General features: G+C 63.2%; 25 protein-coding genes. 21 read left to right on the forward strand and 4 right to left on the reverse strand.

Features of this window, described 5'->3' with window-relative positions; translation table 11 throughout:
• The first annotated feature begins 10 nt into the window (after nucleotides 1-10).
• Together BTM36_RS14935 and BTM36_RS14940 are read left to right on the forward strand one after the other, a co-directional pair.
• Nucleotides 11-565, forward strand: coding sequence for a hypothetical protein (locus BTM36_RS14935; protein WP_077236922.1), 555 nt, complete (start codon nucleotides 11-13; stop codon nucleotides 563-565).
• A gap of 166 nt (nucleotides 566-731) precedes the next feature.
• Nucleotides 732-1,085 carry a DUF4399 domain-containing protein gene (locus BTM36_RS14940; protein ID WP_006461882.1) on the forward strand — a complete coding sequence of 118 codons (354 nt, stop codon included), beginning with the start codon at nucleotides 732-734 and terminating at the stop codon, nucleotides 1,083-1,085.
• A 118-nt stretch (nucleotides 1,086-1,203) separates the two neighbouring features.
• Here BTM36_RS14940 and BTM36_RS14945 read toward each other — a convergent pair whose 3' ends face one another.
• Both BTM36_RS14945 and BTM36_RS14950 read right to left on the reverse strand, forming a co-directional pair.
• The gene (locus tag BTM36_RS14945) at nucleotides 1,204-1,695 is read right to left on the reverse strand and encodes a ferritin-like domain-containing protein (RefSeq protein WP_077236923.1); all 492 of its coding nucleotides are present in this window, start codon (nucleotides 1,693-1,695) and stop codon (nucleotides 1,204-1,206) included.
• Between the two features lie 188 nt (nucleotides 1,696-1,883).
• Complete coding sequence (locus BTM36_RS14950; protein WP_006461880.1) at nucleotides 1,884-2,090, reverse strand: KGG domain-containing protein; 207 nt, start codon at nucleotides 2,088-2,090, stop codon at nucleotides 1,884-1,886.
• A gap of 354 nt (nucleotides 2,091-2,444) precedes the next feature.
• Here BTM36_RS14950 and BTM36_RS14955 point away from each other — a divergent pair, with 354 nt between their 5' ends.
• Nucleotides 2,445-2,675 carry a hypothetical protein gene (locus tag BTM36_RS14955; RefSeq protein WP_077236924.1) on the forward strand — a complete coding sequence of 77 codons (231 nt, stop codon included), beginning with the start codon at nucleotides 2,445-2,447 and terminating at the stop codon, nucleotides 2,673-2,675.
• Between the two features lie 106 nt (nucleotides 2,676-2,781).
• Here BTM36_RS14955 and BTM36_RS14960 read toward each other — a convergent pair whose 3' ends face one another.
• Complete coding sequence (locus BTM36_RS14960) at nucleotides 2,782-3,003, reverse strand: hypothetical protein (protein ID WP_077236925.1); 222 nt, start codon at nucleotides 3,001-3,003, stop codon at nucleotides 2,782-2,784.
• 349 nt (nucleotides 3,004-3,352) lie between these two features.
• Between BTM36_RS14960 and BTM36_RS14965 the strand changes: the two genes are divergently transcribed.
• Both BTM36_RS14965 and BTM36_RS14970 read left to right on the forward strand, forming a co-directional pair.
• The gene (locus BTM36_RS14965; protein WP_077236926.1) at nucleotides 3,353-3,541 is read left to right on the forward strand and encodes a hypothetical protein; all 189 of its coding nucleotides are present in this window, start codon (nucleotides 3,353-3,355) and stop codon (nucleotides 3,539-3,541) included.
• A gap of 38 nt (nucleotides 3,542-3,579) precedes the next feature.
• Nucleotides 3,580-4,740 carry a zinc-dependent alcohol dehydrogenase gene (locus tag BTM36_RS14970; protein ID WP_077236927.1) on the forward strand — a complete coding sequence of 387 codons (1,161 nt, stop codon included), beginning with the start codon at nucleotides 3,580-3,582 and terminating at the stop codon, nucleotides 4,738-4,740.
• 46 nt (nucleotides 4,741-4,786) lie between these two features.
• Here BTM36_RS14970 and BTM36_RS14975 read toward each other — a convergent pair whose 3' ends face one another.
• A complete protein-coding gene (locus BTM36_RS14975; RefSeq protein ID WP_254427017.1) occupies nucleotides 4,787-5,431 on the reverse strand; it encodes a TetR/AcrR family transcriptional regulator in 645 nt (214 codons plus the stop codon).
• 392 nt (nucleotides 5,432-5,823) lie between these two features.
• Here BTM36_RS14975 and BTM36_RS14980 point away from each other — a divergent pair, with 392 nt between their 5' ends.
• The 16 genes from BTM36_RS14980 (at nucleotide 5,824) to BTM36_RS15055 (ending at nucleotide 18,691) form a co-directional block, all read left to right on the forward strand.
• Entirely contained in the window at nucleotides 5,824-7,101 is a 1,278-nt protein-coding gene (locus tag BTM36_RS14980) for an SRPBCC family protein (RefSeq protein ID WP_077236928.1), read from the forward strand.
• Between the two features lie 13 nt (nucleotides 7,102-7,114).
• On the forward strand, nucleotides 7,115-7,489 hold the full coding sequence (locus tag BTM36_RS14985) for a hypothetical protein (protein ID WP_006461873.1): 375 nt from the start codon (nucleotides 7,115-7,117) through the stop codon (nucleotides 7,487-7,489).
• 30 nt (nucleotides 7,490-7,519) lie between these two features.
• On the forward strand, nucleotides 7,520-7,933 hold the full coding sequence (locus BTM36_RS14990; protein ID WP_077236929.1) for a cupin domain-containing protein: 414 nt from the start codon (nucleotides 7,520-7,522) through the stop codon (nucleotides 7,931-7,933).
• 1 nt (nucleotide 7,934) lies between these two features.
• Nucleotides 7,935-8,303, forward strand: a complete 369-nt coding sequence (locus tag BTM36_RS14995) for a cupin domain-containing protein (protein ID WP_077236930.1) — start codon at nucleotides 7,935-7,937, stop codon at nucleotides 8,301-8,303.
• Nucleotides 8,300-9,565, forward strand: coding sequence for an NAD(P)/FAD-dependent oxidoreductase (locus tag BTM36_RS15000; RefSeq protein ID WP_077236931.1), 1,266 nt, complete (start codon nucleotides 8,300-8,302; stop codon nucleotides 9,563-9,565). The genes BTM36_RS14995 and BTM36_RS15000 overlap by 4 nt, the downstream gene beginning before the upstream one ends.
• Nucleotides 9,562-10,116, forward strand: coding sequence for a nuclear transport factor 2 family protein (locus tag BTM36_RS15005; protein ID WP_006461869.1), 555 nt, complete (start codon nucleotides 9,562-9,564; stop codon nucleotides 10,114-10,116). The genes BTM36_RS15000 and BTM36_RS15005 overlap by 4 nt, the downstream gene beginning before the upstream one ends.
• Before the next feature lie 5 nt (nucleotides 10,117-10,121).
• Nucleotides 10,122-11,006 (forward strand): dihydroorotate dehydrogenase electron transfer subunit, encoded by an 885-nt coding sequence (locus BTM36_RS15010; RefSeq protein ID WP_077236932.1) that lies wholly within the window; start codon nucleotides 10,122-10,124, stop codon nucleotides 11,004-11,006.
• Nucleotides 11,000-11,938 (forward strand): dihydroorotate dehydrogenase, encoded by a 939-nt coding sequence (locus BTM36_RS15015; RefSeq protein WP_077236933.1) that lies wholly within the window; start codon nucleotides 11,000-11,002, stop codon nucleotides 11,936-11,938. Before BTM36_RS15010 ends, BTM36_RS15015 begins: the two co-directional genes overlap by 7 nt.
• Nucleotides 11,935-12,315: a non-heme iron oxygenase ferredoxin subunit gene (locus BTM36_RS15020; RefSeq protein WP_077236934.1), complete on the forward strand. Its 381-nt coding sequence runs from the start codon at nucleotides 11,935-11,937 to the stop codon at nucleotides 12,313-12,315. Before BTM36_RS15015 ends, BTM36_RS15020 begins: the two co-directional genes overlap by 4 nt.
• Nucleotides 12,312-13,346, forward strand: a complete 1,035-nt coding sequence (locus BTM36_RS15025; protein ID WP_077236935.1) for an asparaginase domain-containing protein — start codon at nucleotides 12,312-12,314, stop codon at nucleotides 13,344-13,346. Before BTM36_RS15020 ends, BTM36_RS15025 begins: the two co-directional genes overlap by 4 nt.
• A 99-nt stretch (nucleotides 13,347-13,445) precedes the next feature.
• Complete coding sequence (locus tag BTM36_RS15030) at nucleotides 13,446-13,994, forward strand: carbon monoxide dehydrogenase subunit G (RefSeq protein WP_077236936.1); 549 nt, start codon at nucleotides 13,446-13,448, stop codon at nucleotides 13,992-13,994.
• 88 nt (nucleotides 13,995-14,082) lie between these two features.
• Nucleotides 14,083-15,276 (forward strand): ABC transporter substrate-binding protein, encoded by a 1,194-nt coding sequence (locus tag BTM36_RS15035; RefSeq protein WP_254427016.1) that lies wholly within the window; start codon nucleotides 14,083-14,085, stop codon nucleotides 15,274-15,276.
• Between the two features lie 11 nt (nucleotides 15,277-15,287).
• Nucleotides 15,288-16,196 carry a branched-chain amino acid ABC transporter permease gene (locus BTM36_RS15040; protein WP_077236967.1) on the forward strand — a complete coding sequence of 303 codons (909 nt, stop codon included), beginning with the start codon at nucleotides 15,288-15,290 and terminating at the stop codon, nucleotides 16,194-16,196.
• On the forward strand, nucleotides 16,193-17,215 hold the full coding sequence (locus BTM36_RS15045) for a branched-chain amino acid ABC transporter permease (protein WP_077236938.1): 1,023 nt from the start codon (nucleotides 16,193-16,195) through the stop codon (nucleotides 17,213-17,215). Before BTM36_RS15040 ends, BTM36_RS15045 begins: the two co-directional genes overlap by 4 nt.
• Nucleotides 17,212-17,979, forward strand: a complete 768-nt coding sequence (locus BTM36_RS15050) for an ABC transporter ATP-binding protein (protein WP_006461860.1) — start codon at nucleotides 17,212-17,214, stop codon at nucleotides 17,977-17,979. Before BTM36_RS15045 ends, BTM36_RS15050 begins: the two co-directional genes overlap by 4 nt.
• Nucleotides 17,972-18,691 (forward strand): ABC transporter ATP-binding protein, encoded by a 720-nt coding sequence (locus BTM36_RS15055; RefSeq protein ID WP_006461859.1) that lies wholly within the window; start codon nucleotides 17,972-17,974, stop codon nucleotides 18,689-18,691. Before BTM36_RS15050 ends, BTM36_RS15055 begins: the two co-directional genes overlap by 8 nt.
• The last annotated feature ends 17 nt before the right edge of the window (nucleotides 18,692-18,708 follow it).

An 18,708-nucleotide genomic window follows, 5' to 3' on the forward strand; every position in this document is an offset into this window, starting at 1 on the left:
CAGGGCCGCCATGAACGCTTCCCGGGATCCTGCCGATGCCAGACTGCCCCCGCTGCCGCAGTATGCGCAGACATTGACCTACGTCGAACTCTGGAACGGCGCCGACCTCCTGATCCAAAAAGCCGGTGAAGAGGTCGCCGGCTCGCGCTGGGTGTTCCTCTCGGCGCTGGTGATGTTGTCCTTCTGCCTGGAGGCCTATCTCGACTACGCCGGTTCGCTGCTCTTCGGGGCAGCCTGGCGCGAGGGAGATGCGCCGCATGCGGATCAGGACGTTCTGCGCAGGCTGGCGTTGGTTTGCGCAGCCTCTGGTGTTCAGCTAGAAGGCCGCCACACCTATCGCACGGTGGCGATGACCTTGCTGGAACTGCGCGCCAGCCTGACCCAGGCCACCCAGATGCGCATGCCGCAATCGCAGCCGGCCAGAAGGGAGGCGCCACCCGACCCGGCATGGGCGCGGTATTGCCGTCGCAATGTGGTGCTCGACTATCGTGCGCAACTGCGCATCCTGCTCGGAAAGCTGCACGCCGGTCTGCCGGCGGCCGAGCGCGGGCCGCTCTCGCTGTGAGCTGTGCAGTACGGCTACGGTGAGCAACGGCTCGTCCCGAACTCGACAATTTCAACTCATCAAGGAGTCCGCTATGTTCCTATCTGTACGTAAATCCCCGCACCACAAAGGCCGGTTCTTCACTGCTCCCTGCCTGGCCCTTCTCCTGTTTTCGCTCGGGGGCGAGATGGCCCACGCCGATGAACCTACCCTCAGCATTCTCGAACCCAAGAGCGGTCAGACGGTGACCAGTCCTTTCCGCGTCCGCCTGGCAGCCCACTCGATGACCACCCGTCCGGCCGGCAAGCTGGTCGAGGGTACCGGTCATCACCACATCCTGATCAACCATTCGCCCATCGGCAAGGGCGAGACCATCCCGCATGACGACACCCATCTGCATCTGGACCAGGGGCAGAGCGAAACCATGCTCACCCTCCCGCCCGGCAAATACAAGCTCACCGCTCAGTTTGCCGATGGAGAAGACCATTCCTACGGTCACATGATGGCCCATGGAATCAACATTACCGTCAAGGCGCCCTGATCTGGGCGCACAGAAAAAAACAGGTCGCTCCCTTTCGGAAGCGACCTGTTAAATCGGCTCGGAAGGCGCTCCGCGCTCCGGGCCGGGAGGTGACCCCGGCGGACCCCTTATGGGTTGATCACGCGGCCAGTTTCTCGTTGACCTGCTGCAGCGCGAGCTTGCTGAGCTTCTGGTCGGTCGCCTTTTCTTCCTGCAGGGTTTCGTCGAGCAACTTGGCGGCCTCGTCCAGCCCGAGTTGCTTGGCCAGGGCGCACAAGGTCCCATAGGTGGCAATCTCGTAATGCTCCACTTTTTGCGCAGCGCCGATCAGAGCGGCGTCGAGCACTGCTCCTTTTTCGATTTCATCGATCTGCTCGCGACCTTCTTCCACCAGCCCTTCCATGGCCACGCACTTCACGCGCTTGAGCCGCAATTCGCTGTTTTCCACCAGCCTGTCGATACGTTCGATCTGTCCCTGAGTCTCTTCCAGATGTTGTTCGAAGGCCTGGCGCAGCTCGGGCGTAGTAGCTGCCCGGGCCAGCCGGGGGAGCGCGCGGGTCAGTTGCTTTTCCGCGCTATAGACGTCGGAGAGGCTGTGGATGAACAGGTCTTTCAAGGTCTTGACGGTCATGCTGGACTCCTGGATGAAGGTAGGGTGAAAGCGAGCATTGTGTGACCCGGGCGGGAAAGCAAGGCAAGACAGCCAGGCAGGACAGCGGGCCCGAGGAAGGCCCGCTGCCTATGCTGCTGGTACTGCCCTGGCGGTACTAGCGAGCACAGCCGCAGTCGTATGACTCCCGGGAGTCGCTACGACTAACACTAACGGTTGTTGCTCTGGTTGCCGCCGCTGTGGCTGTTCTGACCACCCTTGCGGCCCGCTTCGCGTGCTTCATCGGAACTGAATTCGTGCGCGGTTCCCTTTTCATGGGCAGCCTTGCCGCCCTGGCTGGCGATCTCGCGCTGCTTGCTTTCATCCATCGAAGCGAAGCCACGGTTGCTGGTCGATCCTTGGTTCTGATTTGCCATGATGTATCTCCTTGTGATGATGAGGGGGATGAATCGCAGGGCTTTGTTTCCCTACGAGTCCTCATGTTAGGCCGAGGGCTTGATCGGTGATATCGGCGTACCGGACGACGAGAGGTCGGTATGGACTGTCAGTAATGCCAGCGGGATTGAAGAAGAGCAGATGCCCGGCCGTAGCGCCAATGGGCCGCAGTAGGAAGCCGCCAAGGCGGCGCGATCCACTATGGATGAGCATTGGCTTGGACCTTCGTGGAACAAACTGACGGACGGCAAACTCCATTGCCTGTCCAGTCAGGGGAAACCTGCACGGACGACGAGCAAGCGCTAGCAAGTACAAGCAAGTAACGGGAACACGAAATGAAGAAAAGACAGGCACTGATCGAAAGCGTGAATCGGCTCAAGGCCTCGCACGAGCAGGTGGCGGGTATCCTCCAGGGCATCGTGCATGATGCGGTAAGGATGAGCAAAGGCGGGGATGAGCTCCCCGACCGGAAGGTTTTTCGCCGTTACCGGCGGGCGATCAAGGATCTCAAGCTGCAGTGCCTGCAGGTGGAATTGGTGCTGGCGGAATTTGATCGGGACGACTGAGCACCGTCCCGTCCCGACCTGTCCGCGCTGTAATGCCTGTAATGCGGGCTCCGCCGCTCACAGCGCGACGCCACGGTGGCCTCGACTCATCGGCTGACTTGCCAGATTACAGTTGCGGGCTGTTTTCCCGCATGTCCTGGTCGGAATAATTGCCGCCCTCCGGTTTATTTTTGGAGCCGTATTTGTCGCTTTCCCCCGGCACGTGGCGCTCGCCACCGTCGAGCATGTCGCGCTCGTTGGTCCCGGTAGGGGGATTGCCTTTCTGCTCCAGATCCTTGGGACCAGAGGTGTCGGCCGGATGGTGGTGCTTGTTCAGGGCGTCGGTCATGATGCGTCTCCTTTTCCGTTGCGGATGTCGGTGCAGGCGGGCTGCGCTGCCTGCTTTAACTGCTTTGAGGAATATTGATCCTAGCCGAGCCACGCCGCGGCGTATGTCGGCGCACGCCGCGATTATGCGCACCCTCGCGCCGACAGGCGCGACGGAATCAGCGAGGGTGCTGCTCCCCCCAGCCGACTCATCAAGTCCGACCGACATGTCCGACAGCAGCCGCCCACAAGCCTTGGCGGGTCGCACTGATGGCCCGGTTCGAGTGGCTTGGCCTAGTCTGGGTTTCAGTCCGGCAGACCATTAGTCGAGATAGCAGGGACCATCCCCCATCACTCTTGAGGAGAACGCCATGGCCATCGAATCGAAATTGCCCACCCGCGCCAACCCCAGCCCCGCCCAATCCAGTGACCAGGCCACTGCGCAGCCGGCGCGTGGCGATCACATCGAGAATCGCGAGACCAGCACCGACAACCCCAACAAGGAAATCGCCAAGCCCGAGTTCGACATCGTGCAGGACGACGTCCGCGCACCGCGCTGAGCCCGTTCCAGATCAGCCCACCAGAACAAGGAGATTCCATGCGCGCATTGCTTTATCACGCGGCCCACGACGTACGAGTGGAGACGGTCGCCGATCCCATCATCCAGGAAGCCGATGACATCATCCTCAAGGTCACTGCCACCGCCATCTGCGGCTCCGACCTGCACCTCTATCGCGGCAAGATACCGGCCATGAAGTCCGGCGACATCCTCGGCCATGAATTCATGGGCGTGGTGGTGGAAGTGGGGCCGGCCGTACAGCGACTCAAGAAGGGCGACCGCGTGGTGGTGCCCTTCGTGATCGCCTGCGGACAATGTTTTTTCTGCGAACAGCATCTCTACGCGGCGTGCGAGACCACCAACCCCGACCGTGGTGCCATCATGAATGCCAAGGGCATACGCCCGGGAGCCGCGCTGTTCGGCTACAGCCACCTGTATGGCGGCATGCCGGGCGGACAGGCGGAATACGTGCGGGTACCGAAGGCCGATGTCGGCCCGATCCGCATCGACTCCGCCCTGGCCGATGAGCAGGTGCTATTCCTGAGCGATATCCTGCCTACCGGTTATCAGGCGGTGAAGAATGCCGGCGTGCGCGAGGGCAGCAGCGTGGCCATCTACGGCGCCGGCCCGGTCGGCCAGATGGCTGCCGCGTGTGCGCGCATGCTGGGGGCGGAAAAGATTTTCATGGTGGACCATCATGACTATCGTCTGCGCTTCGCGGTGGAGCAGTACGACGTCATTCCGGTGAACTTCGATCATGTCGATCCAGGTGAATACATCATCGCCAATACCGCCGGGCGCGGCGTCGACGGGGTGATCGACGCGGTCGGTTTCGAGGCCAAGGGCAGTGTACTGGAGACGGCGTTGACCACCCTCAAGCTGGAAGGCAGCAGCGGTCAGGCCCTGCGGCAGTGCATCGCTTCGGTACGACGGGGCGGGACGCTGAGCGTGCCGGGTGTCTATGCCGGGTTCATCCATGGCTTCCTGTTCGGCGACATCTTCGAGAAGGGTGTCACCGTCAAGACCGGCCAGACCCACGTACAACAGTACATGCCGGAATTGCTCAACAGCATCGAGGATGGCTGGCTGCGCCCGGAAGCGCTGATCACCCATCGTCTCCCGCTGGAACAGGCGGCCGAGGGCTACCGTATCTTCAATGAAAAGCGCGAGGAATGCCGCAAGGTGGTGCTGGTGGCCTGAACGCCGCGTGTGCGCGCCCGTGGGGCGCGCATTCCGTTTTGTCTTGTTATTCCGCCCGCGCCTTGCGGGCGGTTCGCTTGGGGGCGACCGAATTTTCCGGGGCCGCTGCCGGCGCCTCTGTCTCGCCCAGCAGCAGATTGGTCATGATGTCGGCGATGGCACTGACATCGCGCACGTCGCCGAGATGCTGGTTGATGGTGAAGCCATCGAATGCCATCCAGATGACATGGGCCAGCAGATCGTTGCGCACCAGGTGAGCGCGCTCCGGGGGGAGGGATTCGCTGATCAGGGCCGTCAGAAAGGTTTCCACATCCATCAGCAGCGTATTGGGCTTGGTCATGCCCTGGGGCGACACGGCCAGGGCTTCGATCAGCGCGTTGGCGAAGGAATGATCGCTGGCTGGTATGTCGCCCCAGATCCCCGTGAAGACCCGGCGCAGGCGTGAGCGCGGCGTGCGGAACTTGCGGACCGACTCGGCCAGCGCCTGCAGCTGCTGTTCCAGCCACGGCTGGTAGATCTCATAGAGGATGGCCAGCTTGGAATCGAAGTACACATAGAGATTGGCCACGGTCATGTTCGACGCCCGTGCGATCTCGGCCATGGTGGTCGGCGTATAGCCCTTGCGGGAAAACAGATCGAAGGCCGACTCCAGGATGGCCTCGCGCATGCCGCTCTTCTTGATTTGCGCCACGATTCCTCTTGCGTGCTGGTAATGAATGGCGTGGATTCTAGCACGCAAGCCCTTTCCTGCTGTCCCTGTCCCCGGATCTTCTCTCTTCCCCACAACGGTGAATCCTTTAAACAATATTCGCTTTTGAGTGCGATATTGGTGCGGTATTGGTGCGATGCCGGTGCGGCAAGAGGGCGAATCCGCTACCCCGGCGTGCGTCGTTGCAGACCGCTGTCGTGTTGTGGTGCAGCATGCTGAAGGCGTGTCGCCAGACCTTTTTCACCTGTCCTTGAAATCGATCAAAAACGCTTGACATTCATTTTTGCGGAATACAGAATGACATTCGTTATTAGGACGCATCTGTTCTCAGGCCCCTCTCTGATCGGGCCTGCCATCCACGAGTGAGGGAGCTCATGAACAAGGTCATCAAGCTGCATCTGCACGATCGCTATCCGGAACTGGGCAAGGGGCCTGTTCCTGTCGAGCCGTACATCTCCACCGCCTACTACGACAAGGAGCAGGCCAGGATCTTCAAGAAGACCTGGCTGCACGTGGGGCGCGTGGAAGAGATTCCCGCCGCCGGCGACTACTTCGTCAAGGACCTGGACGCCTGCGAAGCTTCCATCATCGTGGTACGCGACAAGCAGGGCGCAATCAATGCCATGCATAACGTCTGCTCGCACCGCATGAACCAGATCGTCTATGAGAAGCGTGGCCAGGCGCGCAAGTTCTTCTGCAAGTTCCACGGCTGGGCCTATGATCTGCAGGGCAACCTGACCGGCGTGCCGGAAGAGGGCTCCTTCTTCGATCTGGACAAGTGCGACCACGGTCTGTCGCGCGTGGCCTGCGAAGTCTGGCAAGGCTTCATCTTCATCAACCTCGATCCCACCCCGGAACTGTCGCTGGCGCAGTTCCTGCAACCCATGTTCGGTGATATCGAAGGCTATCCCTTCGACAAGATCACCACCGGCTTCCAGTGGACCACGGTGGTCAATTGCAACTGGAAGCTGGCGCTGGACGCATTCCAGGAGGCCTACCACGTGGCCTATGTGCACGGCCATTCGATCGCCGATGCCATCGATACCGCCGAAGACGGCGCCATGCCGCCCCTGGATGCACTGTGCGGACAATTCCATCGACGCCTGTCCATCGCCGGCAATCCCAAGTCGGTCTACGGCAATCCGAATGCGGTGACCGCCGGTGGCGCGGAGGCCAGCAAGGCCATCGCCGACTCGGCCGTGAAGAAGCCCATTGCTGCTGCCGCACTGCGCGCCGGCATGGGGGCGGCCAGCTACCACTTCCGCAAGGAAGACCTGCCCAAGGGCATGAACTGGACCGGCCACGAGAACTGGCTCTTCGACATCAATGTCGTGTTTCCGGACTTCTACCTGTCGCTGCGTCCGAACTACTTCCAGGCCTACAACTTCCGACCGATCTCCCAGGGCAAGACCCTGCTGGAGGCGCGCGTGTACTACCCGGAAATGAAGACTGCCGGCGGTCGCTTCTATCTCGAATACATGAAGGTCGCCCTGCGCGATGTCCTGCTGGAAGACTTGAGCACCTTGGAACGCACCCAGAGCGCGGTGCAGACCGGCGTGAAGAAGGAAATGATCCTGCAGGACTACGAGCTGCTGGTGCGCCACGGCGCCCACGTGGTCGATCGCATCGTCAATGAAGAAACCAAGGCCTGAGGAGTCGCCCGCCATGAATTCGCCGCAACCAGCAAGCCCGCAAAGTGCCATCACCCTTCCGGCCGGTTTTGCCCATCTGATGCCGTTCAGCCATTGGAGCCTGGCCACCGAGACCGAGCGCACCCGCATGCGCAATACCAGCGCGTTCGCCGACATCGTGGCCTTCAAGGACGCCATGCTGGCCGATGTCGATGCCATCGTCGCCTACCTCAACGGCTTCGAGCTGGATGCCATGCCGCCGCCGGAAGCAGCGCTGATGTACATGCTGCTGTCCCTGGCCGAGGTGGCGCCGGCGGTGGAGGCCTACCAGCAGCCGGGCGTGATCGATGGCTACGAGTTCTCGCGCTTCGTGGCCGATGAGAAGTTCGTCATGCGTCCGCCGATCTGAGCCGACGCTGTCATCAACCAAGGAGCTTTCATGCCCAAATGCAGAGTGTTCGCCATCGACGATAACCTCAAGGAGATCGTGGCCGATGGCTTGTATGGCAAGCACATGTTCGGCGCGTCCGTCAGCGTGGCGGTGGTCAAGTTCGTCGCCGCGCAGGGGCATGACCTGCCTGCCAAGTCGCATAGCCACGGCGAGGAAGCGTCCTTGCAGCTGCTGGGGGGCTGCTCCGTTTTCGAAAGCAGTGACAGCGAAGAGACCGACCTCGAATCGGTGATGGATAGCGGTGATGCGCTCATCATTCCTGCCGGGGTTTTGCATTACGGCAGCAACCGCTTCGGTGCCGAGGGCGTGTCGCTGCGCCTGAACGTGGTGACCCCGGCGCGCAAGGAGTATGGCCCGGAGGATTCGACGCCGTATTACCCCCTCAAGAACAGGAGTCGCTGAGATGTCCAGCCTGTCGAACCCGACCGATCCGCATTGCCAGCCGTTGCAAACCGACTGGCAGAATCCGCAGGCAGCGCCCGGCATGCATACCGTCGAGGGCCAGCACCTGAACATCGGCATCGGCGTCTTTCGTCGTGGCCAGCACAGCGAAGTGCCGCCGCAACCGCAAGGCGAGGAAGTGGCAACCGTACTGGAAGGCATGTTCCTGGTTGAAGCCGCTGGCGAGCGCTACGAGCTGTCCCCCGGCGAGGGCATCATCATTCCGCCCAATGAGCCGCGGCGCTGGACCTGTCAGAGTGAGCGAGGCGCGCTCTATCGCGTCATCACCCGCCTGGACCAGCTGCCGCCGGTCGAGGAGTCGCTGTCATGAACCACCATCAGCCGCAAGCGCAGGGTGCGCCGCAGGATCAGCGTGTGTTGATCGTCGGTGCCGGGCATGCCGGTGGGCGCGTGGCGCAAGCCCTGCGCTCGGATGGGTTTGGTGGCCGCATCCTGCTGCTGGGTGCGGAGCCGCACACCCCCTATGAACGGCCGGCCCTGTCCAAGGAACTGCTGCTGGGCAGCAAGACCGTGGACGAACTGATGCTGGGGCCACGCAGTTTCTGGGAGGACCCCGTCATGGTCGAGCATCGCCAGGGTGTGGTCGCCCGTATCGACGACTTGCGTCAAGCCCATCTGGAGAGCGGCGAGGTCATCCCCTTCGACATTCTGGTCGTGGCATCCGGTGGTCAGGCTCGTGGCCTGACGATCCCCGGTGCGGATCTGCCCGAAGTCAGGGTCCTGCGCACCATCGAAGACTGCCTCGCGTTGCGCCCGGCCATGGCCCAGCAGCGTCGTCTGCTGGTAATCGGTGGTGGCGTGATCGGCATGGAGGCGGCGTCCTCGGCGGCTGCCCTGGGCATGGAAGTGACCGTGGTCGAAGGCGGCGCCCGGGTGATGGCGCGTTGCCTGCCGCCGGAAGGGTCGCAGTGGCTGCAGGCGCTGCACGAACAGCGCGGCATCAAGGTGCTGACCGGGGTGAGCGTATCGGGCATCGCGAAGACGGCCGAAGGATTGCGCATCGACGCCCAGTGCGCCGGACAGGAAATGGCGCTGGAGGCCGACCTGGTGCTGGTGGCGGTGGGCATTTCGCTCAACACGGACTTCCTGGAAGGCAGCCCGGTACGCCTGGATAACGGCGTGCTGACCGATGCCTGGTGCCGCAATCCGGATGCGCCATGGTGCTATGCCGTGGGCGACGTGGCCAACAGCTTCAGCCCCTTGTATGGGCGGGCATTGCGCCAGGAGACCTGGCGCAATGCCGAGAATCAGGCGCGTGCGGTATCGGCCGCTATCGTCGGCCGGCCGGAGCCGTATATCGAAGTGCCGTGGATGTGGACCGACCAGCTCGATCGCAATATCCAGGTGGTCGGCATCTATACGCCGGGCGACCTGGTGATATCGCGCATTCCGCCAGGGGAGAGGGCCGGCGTGCTGCTCTGGCTGCATGAGGGCAGGGTGGCCGGCGGCATGCTGGTCGACAGTGGCCGGGAGCGCCGCCAGCTTGAAGAACTGGTACGCCGCGGCTCCACCATCGATGCAGCGGTGCTGCGCGATCCTGCCATTTCGCTCAAGGAACTGGTGCGCTCATGAGCAACCTGGAACAACGTGTGGCCGCACTGGAAGCAGCCGAAGCGATCCGCCAGCTCAAGGCACGCTATGCCAGCCTGGCCGATCAGAAATATACGACCAACTACCAGCGGCAGCCGCCGCTGCGCATGGAGAAGATCGCGCTTGCCCAGGCCGCCTGTTTTACCGAGGACGCCATCTGGGAAGGCGGCGCGGAGTTCGGTGCCAGCCTGGTCGGGCGCGATGCGCTGGCGCAATGGTTCATGCGCTCGCCCTGGTGCTATGCGCTGCATTACTACGGCAGCCCGGAGATCAGCGTGGAAGGCGACGTCGCGTCGGCACGCTGGCGACTGTGGCAGATCGCGCTGCGTGAGCAGACCAAGAAGGCGGTGCTGCTGGGCGCGCTGACCTACGAAGAATATGCCCGCGACCAGCAGGGACAGTGGCTCTGTTCACGCATGCGCTTCGAGCAGACCCAGATGCTGCCCATCGATGCAGGAGCCTTCCCGCTGGTGACGTCCTTCGAGCAGATTACCGATGCCGCCGTGCGTGCATCCTCTTCCACCCACCTCTAGAGATCATGACCAACAGCGTCCCTATCCCGCTGCAGCCAGCGCCGAGTACAGCGGCCTCGTCCTGCGGCGGCCACTGCGCAGATTTCACCATCGCCGAGAACCTGTGCCAGGTACTGAGCAATGAGTGGGTCAACGCCGAGTACAAGCACCTGGTCCTGAAGGCGCCGCCAATTGCGCTGGCGGTGCTGCCGGGTCAGTTCTTCCACCTCAACTGCCCGCCCTCCGGCAACGACGTGCCTTACCTGCGCCGACCGATGAGCCTGTACCGCGTTTCGCCGCAGGACTGCACCATCGAATTCCTCTACAAGGTACAGGGCGCCGGTACCCGTGGCCTGGCCACCCTGGAGCCGGGCGCCACGCTGGACGCCTTCGGGCCGGTCGGCCAGGGCTTCACTCTGCCGCCGCAGGCCCGCCATGTGCTGGTGCTGGCGCGCGGCGTGGGCCTGGCCACCATGGCCCCGCTGGCCCAGCACGCGGTGCAGCGCGGAGCAAGGGTGACGGCCATCCTCTCGGCGCGTTCGCCGGCCCTGGTGATGTCGGAGCAATACCTGCGCTCGGTGGGGGCAGATGTCATCGTGGTGCATGACCAGGATGGCAGCAGTGACATCGCCCACATCGAAAAATTGGTACGTGAACGGCATGCGCAGCTGCCCTTCGACCTGCTGACCACCTGCGGCTCCAACCGCTTCCTGCTGGCGTTGCAGCGACTGGGCCAGGAGCTGGACGTGCCGGCCCAGGTGGCGCTGGAGCAATTGATGGGATGTGCGCTGGGCATGTGCTTTGCCTGCGTGCGGCCATTCCGCAAGAGCCCTGGTTCGGAAACGATGAGTTACAGACGCGTGTGCTGGGATGGCCCGGTGTTCGACGCGCAGGAGACAGTGACATGGTAGACATGAGCGTATCCATCGGTAAGCTGACCTTGCAGAATCCGGTCATGCCCGGCTCCGGGACCTTTGCCGAGGGCATGGCCAAGGTGATCGATCTCAATGGTCTGGGTGCCATCGTCACCAAGACCATCACCAGCGACCTGCGCGAGGGCAACACCCCGCCACGCGTGGCCGAGCTGCGCAATTCGACCTTGTTCTCCATCGGTATCCCCAGCAAGGGGCCGGAGCACTATCTGGAAGAGCTGGTGCCGTTCTACCGGAATTACACGCCCCCTCTGGTGGCCAGCATTTCAGCCAATACCGTGGAAGAGTTCGGCGAGCTGGCCGCACGCCTGAGCGTGCCGGGCGTGGCCGCCATCGAGGCCAATATCTCCTGCCCCAACCTGAAGAAGGATGGCCAGGCCTTCGGCATGGACCCACAGGCCACCGAAGCGGTGATCAAGGCGATGAAGCGCAACACCGACCTGCAGGTCTGGGCCAAGCTCTCTCCCAATGTCGGCAGCATCGCCGTGATCGCCCGTGCCGCCGAGCAGGGGGGCGCAGACGCCCTGGTCAGTTCCAACGCCATCCTGGCCATGGCCATCGATATCGAAAGTCATCAACCCAAGGTCGCCAACCTGATGGGCGGGATCACCGGCAGTGCCACCAAGCCCATCCTATTGCGCATGGCTTACCAGGCGGCGCAGGCGGTCAGCATTCCGGTCATCGGTTGCGGTGGCATCGCCACCGCCGAGGACGCCATTGAATACCTGCTGGCCGGTTGCACGGCAGTACAGGTGGGCACGGCCAATTTCATCAGTACCAGCGCCATGCCGCGCGTCATCGACGACCTCCAGGCCTATTGTGTACGTCGCGGCATCACCCGCATCCGCGACCTGGTCGGCGCGATGAAGGTGCATGAGGCCAAATTGCTGGAAGCGAGGGCCGGCCTGTGAATGGCATCCTGCCTATCGTGGCGGCAGACGCCCAGGCGTCCCCGCCGTTGCCCGATGCCCAGGGCTGGCTGACGCTGGGGCCGCTGGCCGAGGTGTTTGGTGATCGCGCCTGTCGCTCGCTGAAGCTGGGCGGTGTGCAGATCGGCCTGTTCCTGGTGGATGGCGAGGTCTATGCCATCAACGACATCTGCAGCCATGGCAATGCGCGCTTGTCGGAAGGCGAGATCGACGGCTTCGAGGTCGAATGCCCCCTGCATGCCGGACTGTTCGACATCCGTTCCGGCAAGGCCTTGTCGGCGCCCTTGACACGTGATGTACGCAGCCACGAGATCCGTCTCGCAGAGGGTGTGCTGCACCTGCGTCTGGTGGCTGCATGAGCGGCCTGTCCCGCGCATCGGGTAAACCACGGGTTGCCGTCATCGGCACCGGTGGCACCTTCGCCATGCATGCGCGGCATGCCTTCGACTGGGTCGAATACAGCGAGAGCGGCGTGGTGCATCCCATCGGCGATCTGGTGGAACAACTGGACCGGATCGACCTGGATATCGAGATCCTGCCGCAGTCCTTCCGCATGATCGGCAGTACCGGCATCCTGCCGCAGGACTGGATGGAGCTGGCGCAGCTGATCAGGCGCACGGTGCAGGACGACCCCGGCCTGACCGGCATCGTCGTTACCCATGGCACGGCGACGATGGAAGAGACCGCATGGTTTCTGCAGCTGGCCACCGATATCCGCCAACCTATCGTGCTCACCGGAGCACAGCGTCCGCTGAACACGTCGGGCAGCGATGCCATGGCCAATCTGCGCGCAGCACTGGCGGTGGCGGCTGCCCCACAGGCCCAGGGGCAGGGCGTTCTGGTGGTGATGGATGGCATGGTTTTTGCGGCGCGCGATGTCAGCAAGGCCGCCAGTTTCGAGCTGCACGCATTCGAGGCCACGCCCTATGGCCCGCTCGGTCGGGTGGACGCTGATGGCAGCGTGGTGCTGCGCCGCCGCGTGACTTCATCGATATCGCACAGCATGCTGCCGGCGCTCGACATGTCGTCGAGCCGGACCTTGCCACGCGTGGATATGGTGGTGTCCTATGCCGGTGCCGACGGTGCGGCCATCGATGGCGTGCTGGCGGCAGGCGCCCGGGGAATCATCAGCATCGGACTGGCGCCCGGCCGCCCGGCCAATGGTGAACGCGCCGCCCTGCAGCGTGCAGTGGCGCAGGGGGTGGTGGTGGTGCAGGCCGCACGCGCTGCGCGTGGCGTGGTGCCGCCGCAGGCCTTCCTGCAACGTGACGGGGTGTTGGCGGGAGGCGATCTGGCCGCCCCCAAACTGCGCATCCTGCTCATGCTGATTCTGGCGCAGTCGCCATTGCCGGATGCGGCCGCGATACAGGCGCTGCTGCTGGCGCATTGAAGGCCGCCAGCAGTCAGTAGCACGCCGCACGCAGCTCAGCCCCCACGGACTGGGCGGACTATACGAATGACAGGCAATTGAAAGAGGAGCGAATCAAGCATGGAAATGATCAGCGAACGTCTGGTACCCGCCTCCCGGCAGGCGGTATGGGAAGCCCTCAACGATCCGGCCAGCCTGCGCGATTGCATCGCCGGCTGCGACCGGCTGGAGCAGGTCGGCGAGCATGAGTACGAAGTGGGCATGTCGATCAAGATCGGCCCGGTCTCGGCCAAGTTCAAGGGACGCATGAGCCTGACCGACATCGTGGCGCCGCAGTCCTATGCGATTACCTTCGAAGGCCAGGGCGGCATGGCCGGCTTTGCCAAGGGCAGCGCCGCAGTGCGGCTGGTGGCACCGGAAGAAGGCGAGGGCACGCTGTTGCAATACGAGGTACAGGCCCAGGTCGGCGGCAAGCTGGCGCAGCTCGGTGCACGCCTGATCGACAGTTCGGCCCGCAAGATGGCCGATGATTTCTTTGCTCGCTTCGTCAAGCTGTTCGAACCGAAGGCCGCCGCCGCGCCCGCGGCCGATGGCCCGGGCGAAGAGCCGGCGCAGGAGCAGCCGCGTCAGGGCGCCCTGCGCAGCATGTGGTCACGCGTAGCACGCTAGTGGGGCAGGACTGTCGCCCACATTCAAGTTTTCCCGCACGCAGCAAGCAGCATTCGTAGTTCAACCTTAGCCACGAACAGGAATGAAAATGAAAAGATCTGCGGTAGTGAAGTCGATGGTGAGTGCCCTGGGGGCGTTGGCGGGGCTGGCAGTGCTGGCGTTTCCGCAGCAGGCCATGGCCGATATCAAGATTGGCCTGTCCGGCCCCTTCTCCGGACCGATGGCTGCCGACGGCCAGGAATATATCGACGGTTTCGGCCTGGCCCTGGAGCAGCTTGGCAACCAGCTTGGCGGACAGAAGGTGCAGGTGCTGCAGGGTGATGACCAGATGAAGCCGGATGTGGGCTCGCAGGTAATGCGCAAGTTCATCGAGCTGGACAAGGTCGATGCCATCGTCGGCCTGGGCTACTCCAACATCATCATGGCCAATCTGCGACGACTCAAGGAATCCGGTGTGGTTTCCATCGCCGTGGCCGGCGGCCCCTCGCCGATGGCCGGTGCGGAGTGTGGTGCCAATGTGTTTTCCATCGCCTACCCCAATGACGGTTCGGGCGAAGCCATCGGCAAGCTGGTGCAGGACAAGGGCTACAAGAATGTCTATCTGATGGCTCCCAACTACCAGGCCGGCAAGGACATGCTGGCCGGCTTCAAGCGCTGGTACAAGGGAGGCGTGGCCGCCGAGGTCTATACGCAGATCAACCAGACCGACTATTCGGCCGAGATCACCCAGCTGCAGCTGAGCAAGATGGATGCGGTCTTCATGTTCTACCCCGGCAGCATGGGCGTGAACTTTACCAAGCAGCTCAAGCAGGCCGGGGTGATCGGCAAGGTACCGGTGTATTCCACCTTCACCGTCGATGGCACCAATCTGCCGGCCCTGCGCGAGGCCGCCGTGGGCGTGATCAGCGGCAATACCTGGAACCCGTCGCTGGAGAATCCGGAAAACCAGAAGTTCGTCAAAGCCTTCGAATCCCGCTACAAGCGCGTTCCGAGTACCTATGCCGCCAATGCCTATGACGCGGCCTTCCTGCTCGATACGGCAGTGCGCAAGCTCAAGGGCGACACCTCCAACAAGGCGGCCTTCGCCGCTGCCGTCAAGGCGGCCGGTGCGGAGTTCAAATCGGTACGCGGTCCCTTCCGCTTCAACACCAATAACATGCCGATCCAGAACTACTATGCCTTCGAGATCGTCAAGGAAGGCGATCAGATCAAGGGCAAGCTGGTCGCCACCCCGCTGGTGGACCACAAGGACGCCTACGTGGCGGCCTGTCCCCTGAAGTGAGCGAGGCCATCATGCTACTGTTTGCGCAACTGCTCAACGGTCTCCAGTACGGGGTCTTGCTGTTCCTGCTGGCGGCCGGCCTGACCCTGGTGTTCGGCATCATGAGCTTCGTCAACCTGGCGCACGGTTCGCTGTACATGATGGGGGCCTACATTGCGGCCTCGGTCGCCAATGCCACCGGCAGCTTCCTGCTGGGGCTGCTGGCCGCGCTGCTGGGCTGTCTGGCCATCGGTGTGCTGCTGGAGCGGGTGGCGGTGGCGCGGCTGTACGACAAGAACCACCTGAATCATGTCCTGGCCACGTTCGGCATGATCATGTTCTTCAATGAACTGGCCTCGATGTTGTGGGGCAAGCAGCCCCTGTTCGTCTCGGTGCCACCGATGCTGGATGGTGTCATCAACCTGTTCGGCCTGCCCTATCCGCTGTATCGCTTTGCGGTCATCGTGGTCGGTCTGGCCGTGGCCGTCGGGTGCTACTGGATGATCCACCGCACCCGCCTGGGCATGCTCATCCGTGCCGGCGCCAACAATGCGGCCATGGTGGGCGCGCTGGGGATCAACATCCGCTTCCTCAATGCCCTGCTGTTTGCCGTCGGTGCTGCCCTGGCCGGACTGGCGGGTGCCGTGGCCGGCCCCATCCTGTCGGTCCAGGCCGGCATGGGTGAGCCGGTCCTGATCGCCACCTTCGTGGTGATCGTCATCGGCGGCATCGGTTCGGTCAAGGGCGCGTTCTATTCGGCCCTGATCGTCGGTGTCGTCGATACCATGGGACGGGCTTTCCTGCCCATGCTGTTGCGTGAGATGGTCAGCCGCCAGCTGGCCGATGCGGCTGGTCCGGCACTGGCTTCCCTATTGATCTACCTGCTGATGGCGGCCGTCCTGGCGCTGCGTCCGCAAGGCCTTTTCGTGGCAAGACGATGAAGACGAATTCCTCCCTGTTCCGTCCCAGCCTGGGCATTCCCCTGCTGCTGTTTCTGGCGCTACTGGCCGTGCCACCGGTGGCCGCTGCACTGGGTGCACAGTTCTACGTGGGCTTTCTGGCGCGTGTGCTGATCTATGCGCTGGCCGCCAGTGCGCTCAACCTGGTGCTGGGCTATGCCGGCCTGATCGGCTTCGGACATGCACTCTTCATTGGCCTGGGGGCGTATTGCGTCTCCCTGTCCTCGCTGGCCGGGCTGGAATCGGCCTGGCCCCAGCTGCTGCTGGTGCTGGTTTCGTGCGGCTGCATCGGGGCGCTCACCGGTGCCATCAGCCTGCGCACCCGTGGCATCGGCTTCATCATGATCACCCTGGCGTTTTCCCAGATGGGCTATTTCGTCTTCGTCAGCCTCAAGCAGTATGGGGGTGACGATGGCATGTCCATCATCGCCACCAGCCGGCTGGGCGCGGGGATCGACCTCGGCTCGGTGCTGCCTTTGTTCTATGCCGCCTGGGGCGTGCTGGCGGTGACCCTGCTGTGGATGCACCGGTTGCGGCACGCGCCCTTCGGCATGGCCCTGCGCGGCTCGCGCCAGAACCTCGCGCGCATCAGCGCACTGGGCTTCCCGGCCCGCCGTCTGCAACTGATCGCCTATGTGCTCTCCGCCATCCTGTGCGGCCTGGCTGGTTTCCTGCTGGCCAATCTGAATGCCTATGCCTCGCCGGGGCTGATGAGCTGGCAGGTGTCCGGCGAGCTGATCGTCATGGTCGTGCTGGGCGGCATGGGCAGCGTGTTCGGTCCGTTGCTGGGTGCACTGGCGTTTATCTGCCTGGAGGAGGTGATGAAGTCCTATACCGAGCACTGGATGCTCATCTTCGGGCCGATGATCATCCTCATTGCGCTCACCGGTCGTGACGGGCTCATGGGTGCCTTGCACTGGCTGGATGTGCGGTGCTGCCAACGCGGCGCGTCCGGCCGTATCGATGCGACTGCCATCGTCGCCAATGGAGCCAAGCAATGAACGGCCTGCGTACCCAGGGATTGACCAAGCGCTTCGGCGGCCTGCTGGTGACCGACGACGTCAGCCTGGACATCCGTCCCGGCGAACTGCACGCCATCATCGGCCCCAATGGTGCCGGCAAGACCACCCTGATCAACCAGCTCTCCGGAGAGCTGCGGCCCGACAGCGGCCAGGTCTGGTTCGGCGATGAGGAGGTGACCACGCTGCCGCTGCATCAGCGCGCCTGCCGGGGCTTGCTGCGCTCCTACCAGATCACCTCCATCTTCGAAGAGTTCACCGTGATGGAAAACGCCGTGCTGGCGGCGGTCGGCGCCACTGGCGGCTACGGTTTCTGGCGTCCGATGATGGCCCGAGAGCAAGCCTGCCAGGACGCCCAGCAGGCACTGCTTGCCACCCGCCTGGAAGCCCGCCGCGATACGCTGGCAGGAGAACTGGGCTATGGCGAGCGACGCCAGCTTGAGCTGGCCATGGCATTGGCCGCGCAGCCGCGCCTGCTGTTGCTCGACGAGCCCATGGCCGGCATGAGCATCGAAGAATCGGCATCGGTGGTACAACTCTTGCAATCCCTCAAGGGTCGTTACTCGATGCTGCTAATCGAACACGACATGGATGCGGTCTTCGCCCTGGCTGATCGCATCACGGTGCTGGTGTCGGGTCGTGCCGCCTTCTGTGGCACGCCCGATGAAATTCGCAATCACCCCGAGGTCCGCGCCATCTACCTGGGTGATGAAGCAGGGACTTTTTCCGGAGCCGCTCATGGCTGAACAGTTATCCATCCGCGGGCTGCAGGCCTCCTACGGTCGGGCGCAGGCCCTGTTCGACATCTCGCTGGACCTGCAGCGCGGCGAGGTGATCACCTTGCTCGGTCGCAATGGCATGGGCCGATCCACCACCGTCAAATGCCTGTTCGGTCTGCTGCGTCCGAGTGCCGGCAGCATCAGCTTTGGCGGCCAGCGCATCGATACCCTGCCTTGTCACGAAGTGGCGCGCCGTGGCCTGGGGCTGGTGCCCGAAGGGCGCCAGATCTTCGCCGACCTGACCGTGGAAGAAAACCTGATCGCCACCGCACGCCCGGCGCGTGCAGGGCAGGCCGACAGTCGGCCCTGGACCTTGCGACGCGCCTATGAATTCTTTCCACGGCTGGCGGAGCGGCGTCAGAACATGGGTTCGCAGTTGTCTGGCGGCGAGCAGCAGATGCTGGCCATCTCGCGTGCGCTGATGACCAATCCCTCCCTGCTGGTGCTGGACGAGGCCACCGAAGGCCTGGCGCCGGTGGCGCGTGCCGATATCTGGCGCGCCCTGCACGAACTGAAGAAAGAAGGGTTGTCGATGATCGTCATCGACAAGAACATCCAGTCGCTCATGGGACTGGCTGACCGCCATTATGTGGTCGAGAAGGGACGTATCGCCTGGAGTGGAAGCTCACAGCAGTTGCAGCAGGACCCGTCCCTGGTGCATCGTTACATGGGCGTGTGAGCGTGTGCATCCCGGCT

Origin of the sequence: Herbaspirillum sp. VT-16-41, from assembly GCF_001994935.1 — a bacterium.
Classification (GTDB): Bacteria; Pseudomonadota; Gammaproteobacteria; order Burkholderiales; family Burkholderiaceae_D; genus Herbaspirillum; species Herbaspirillum frisingense.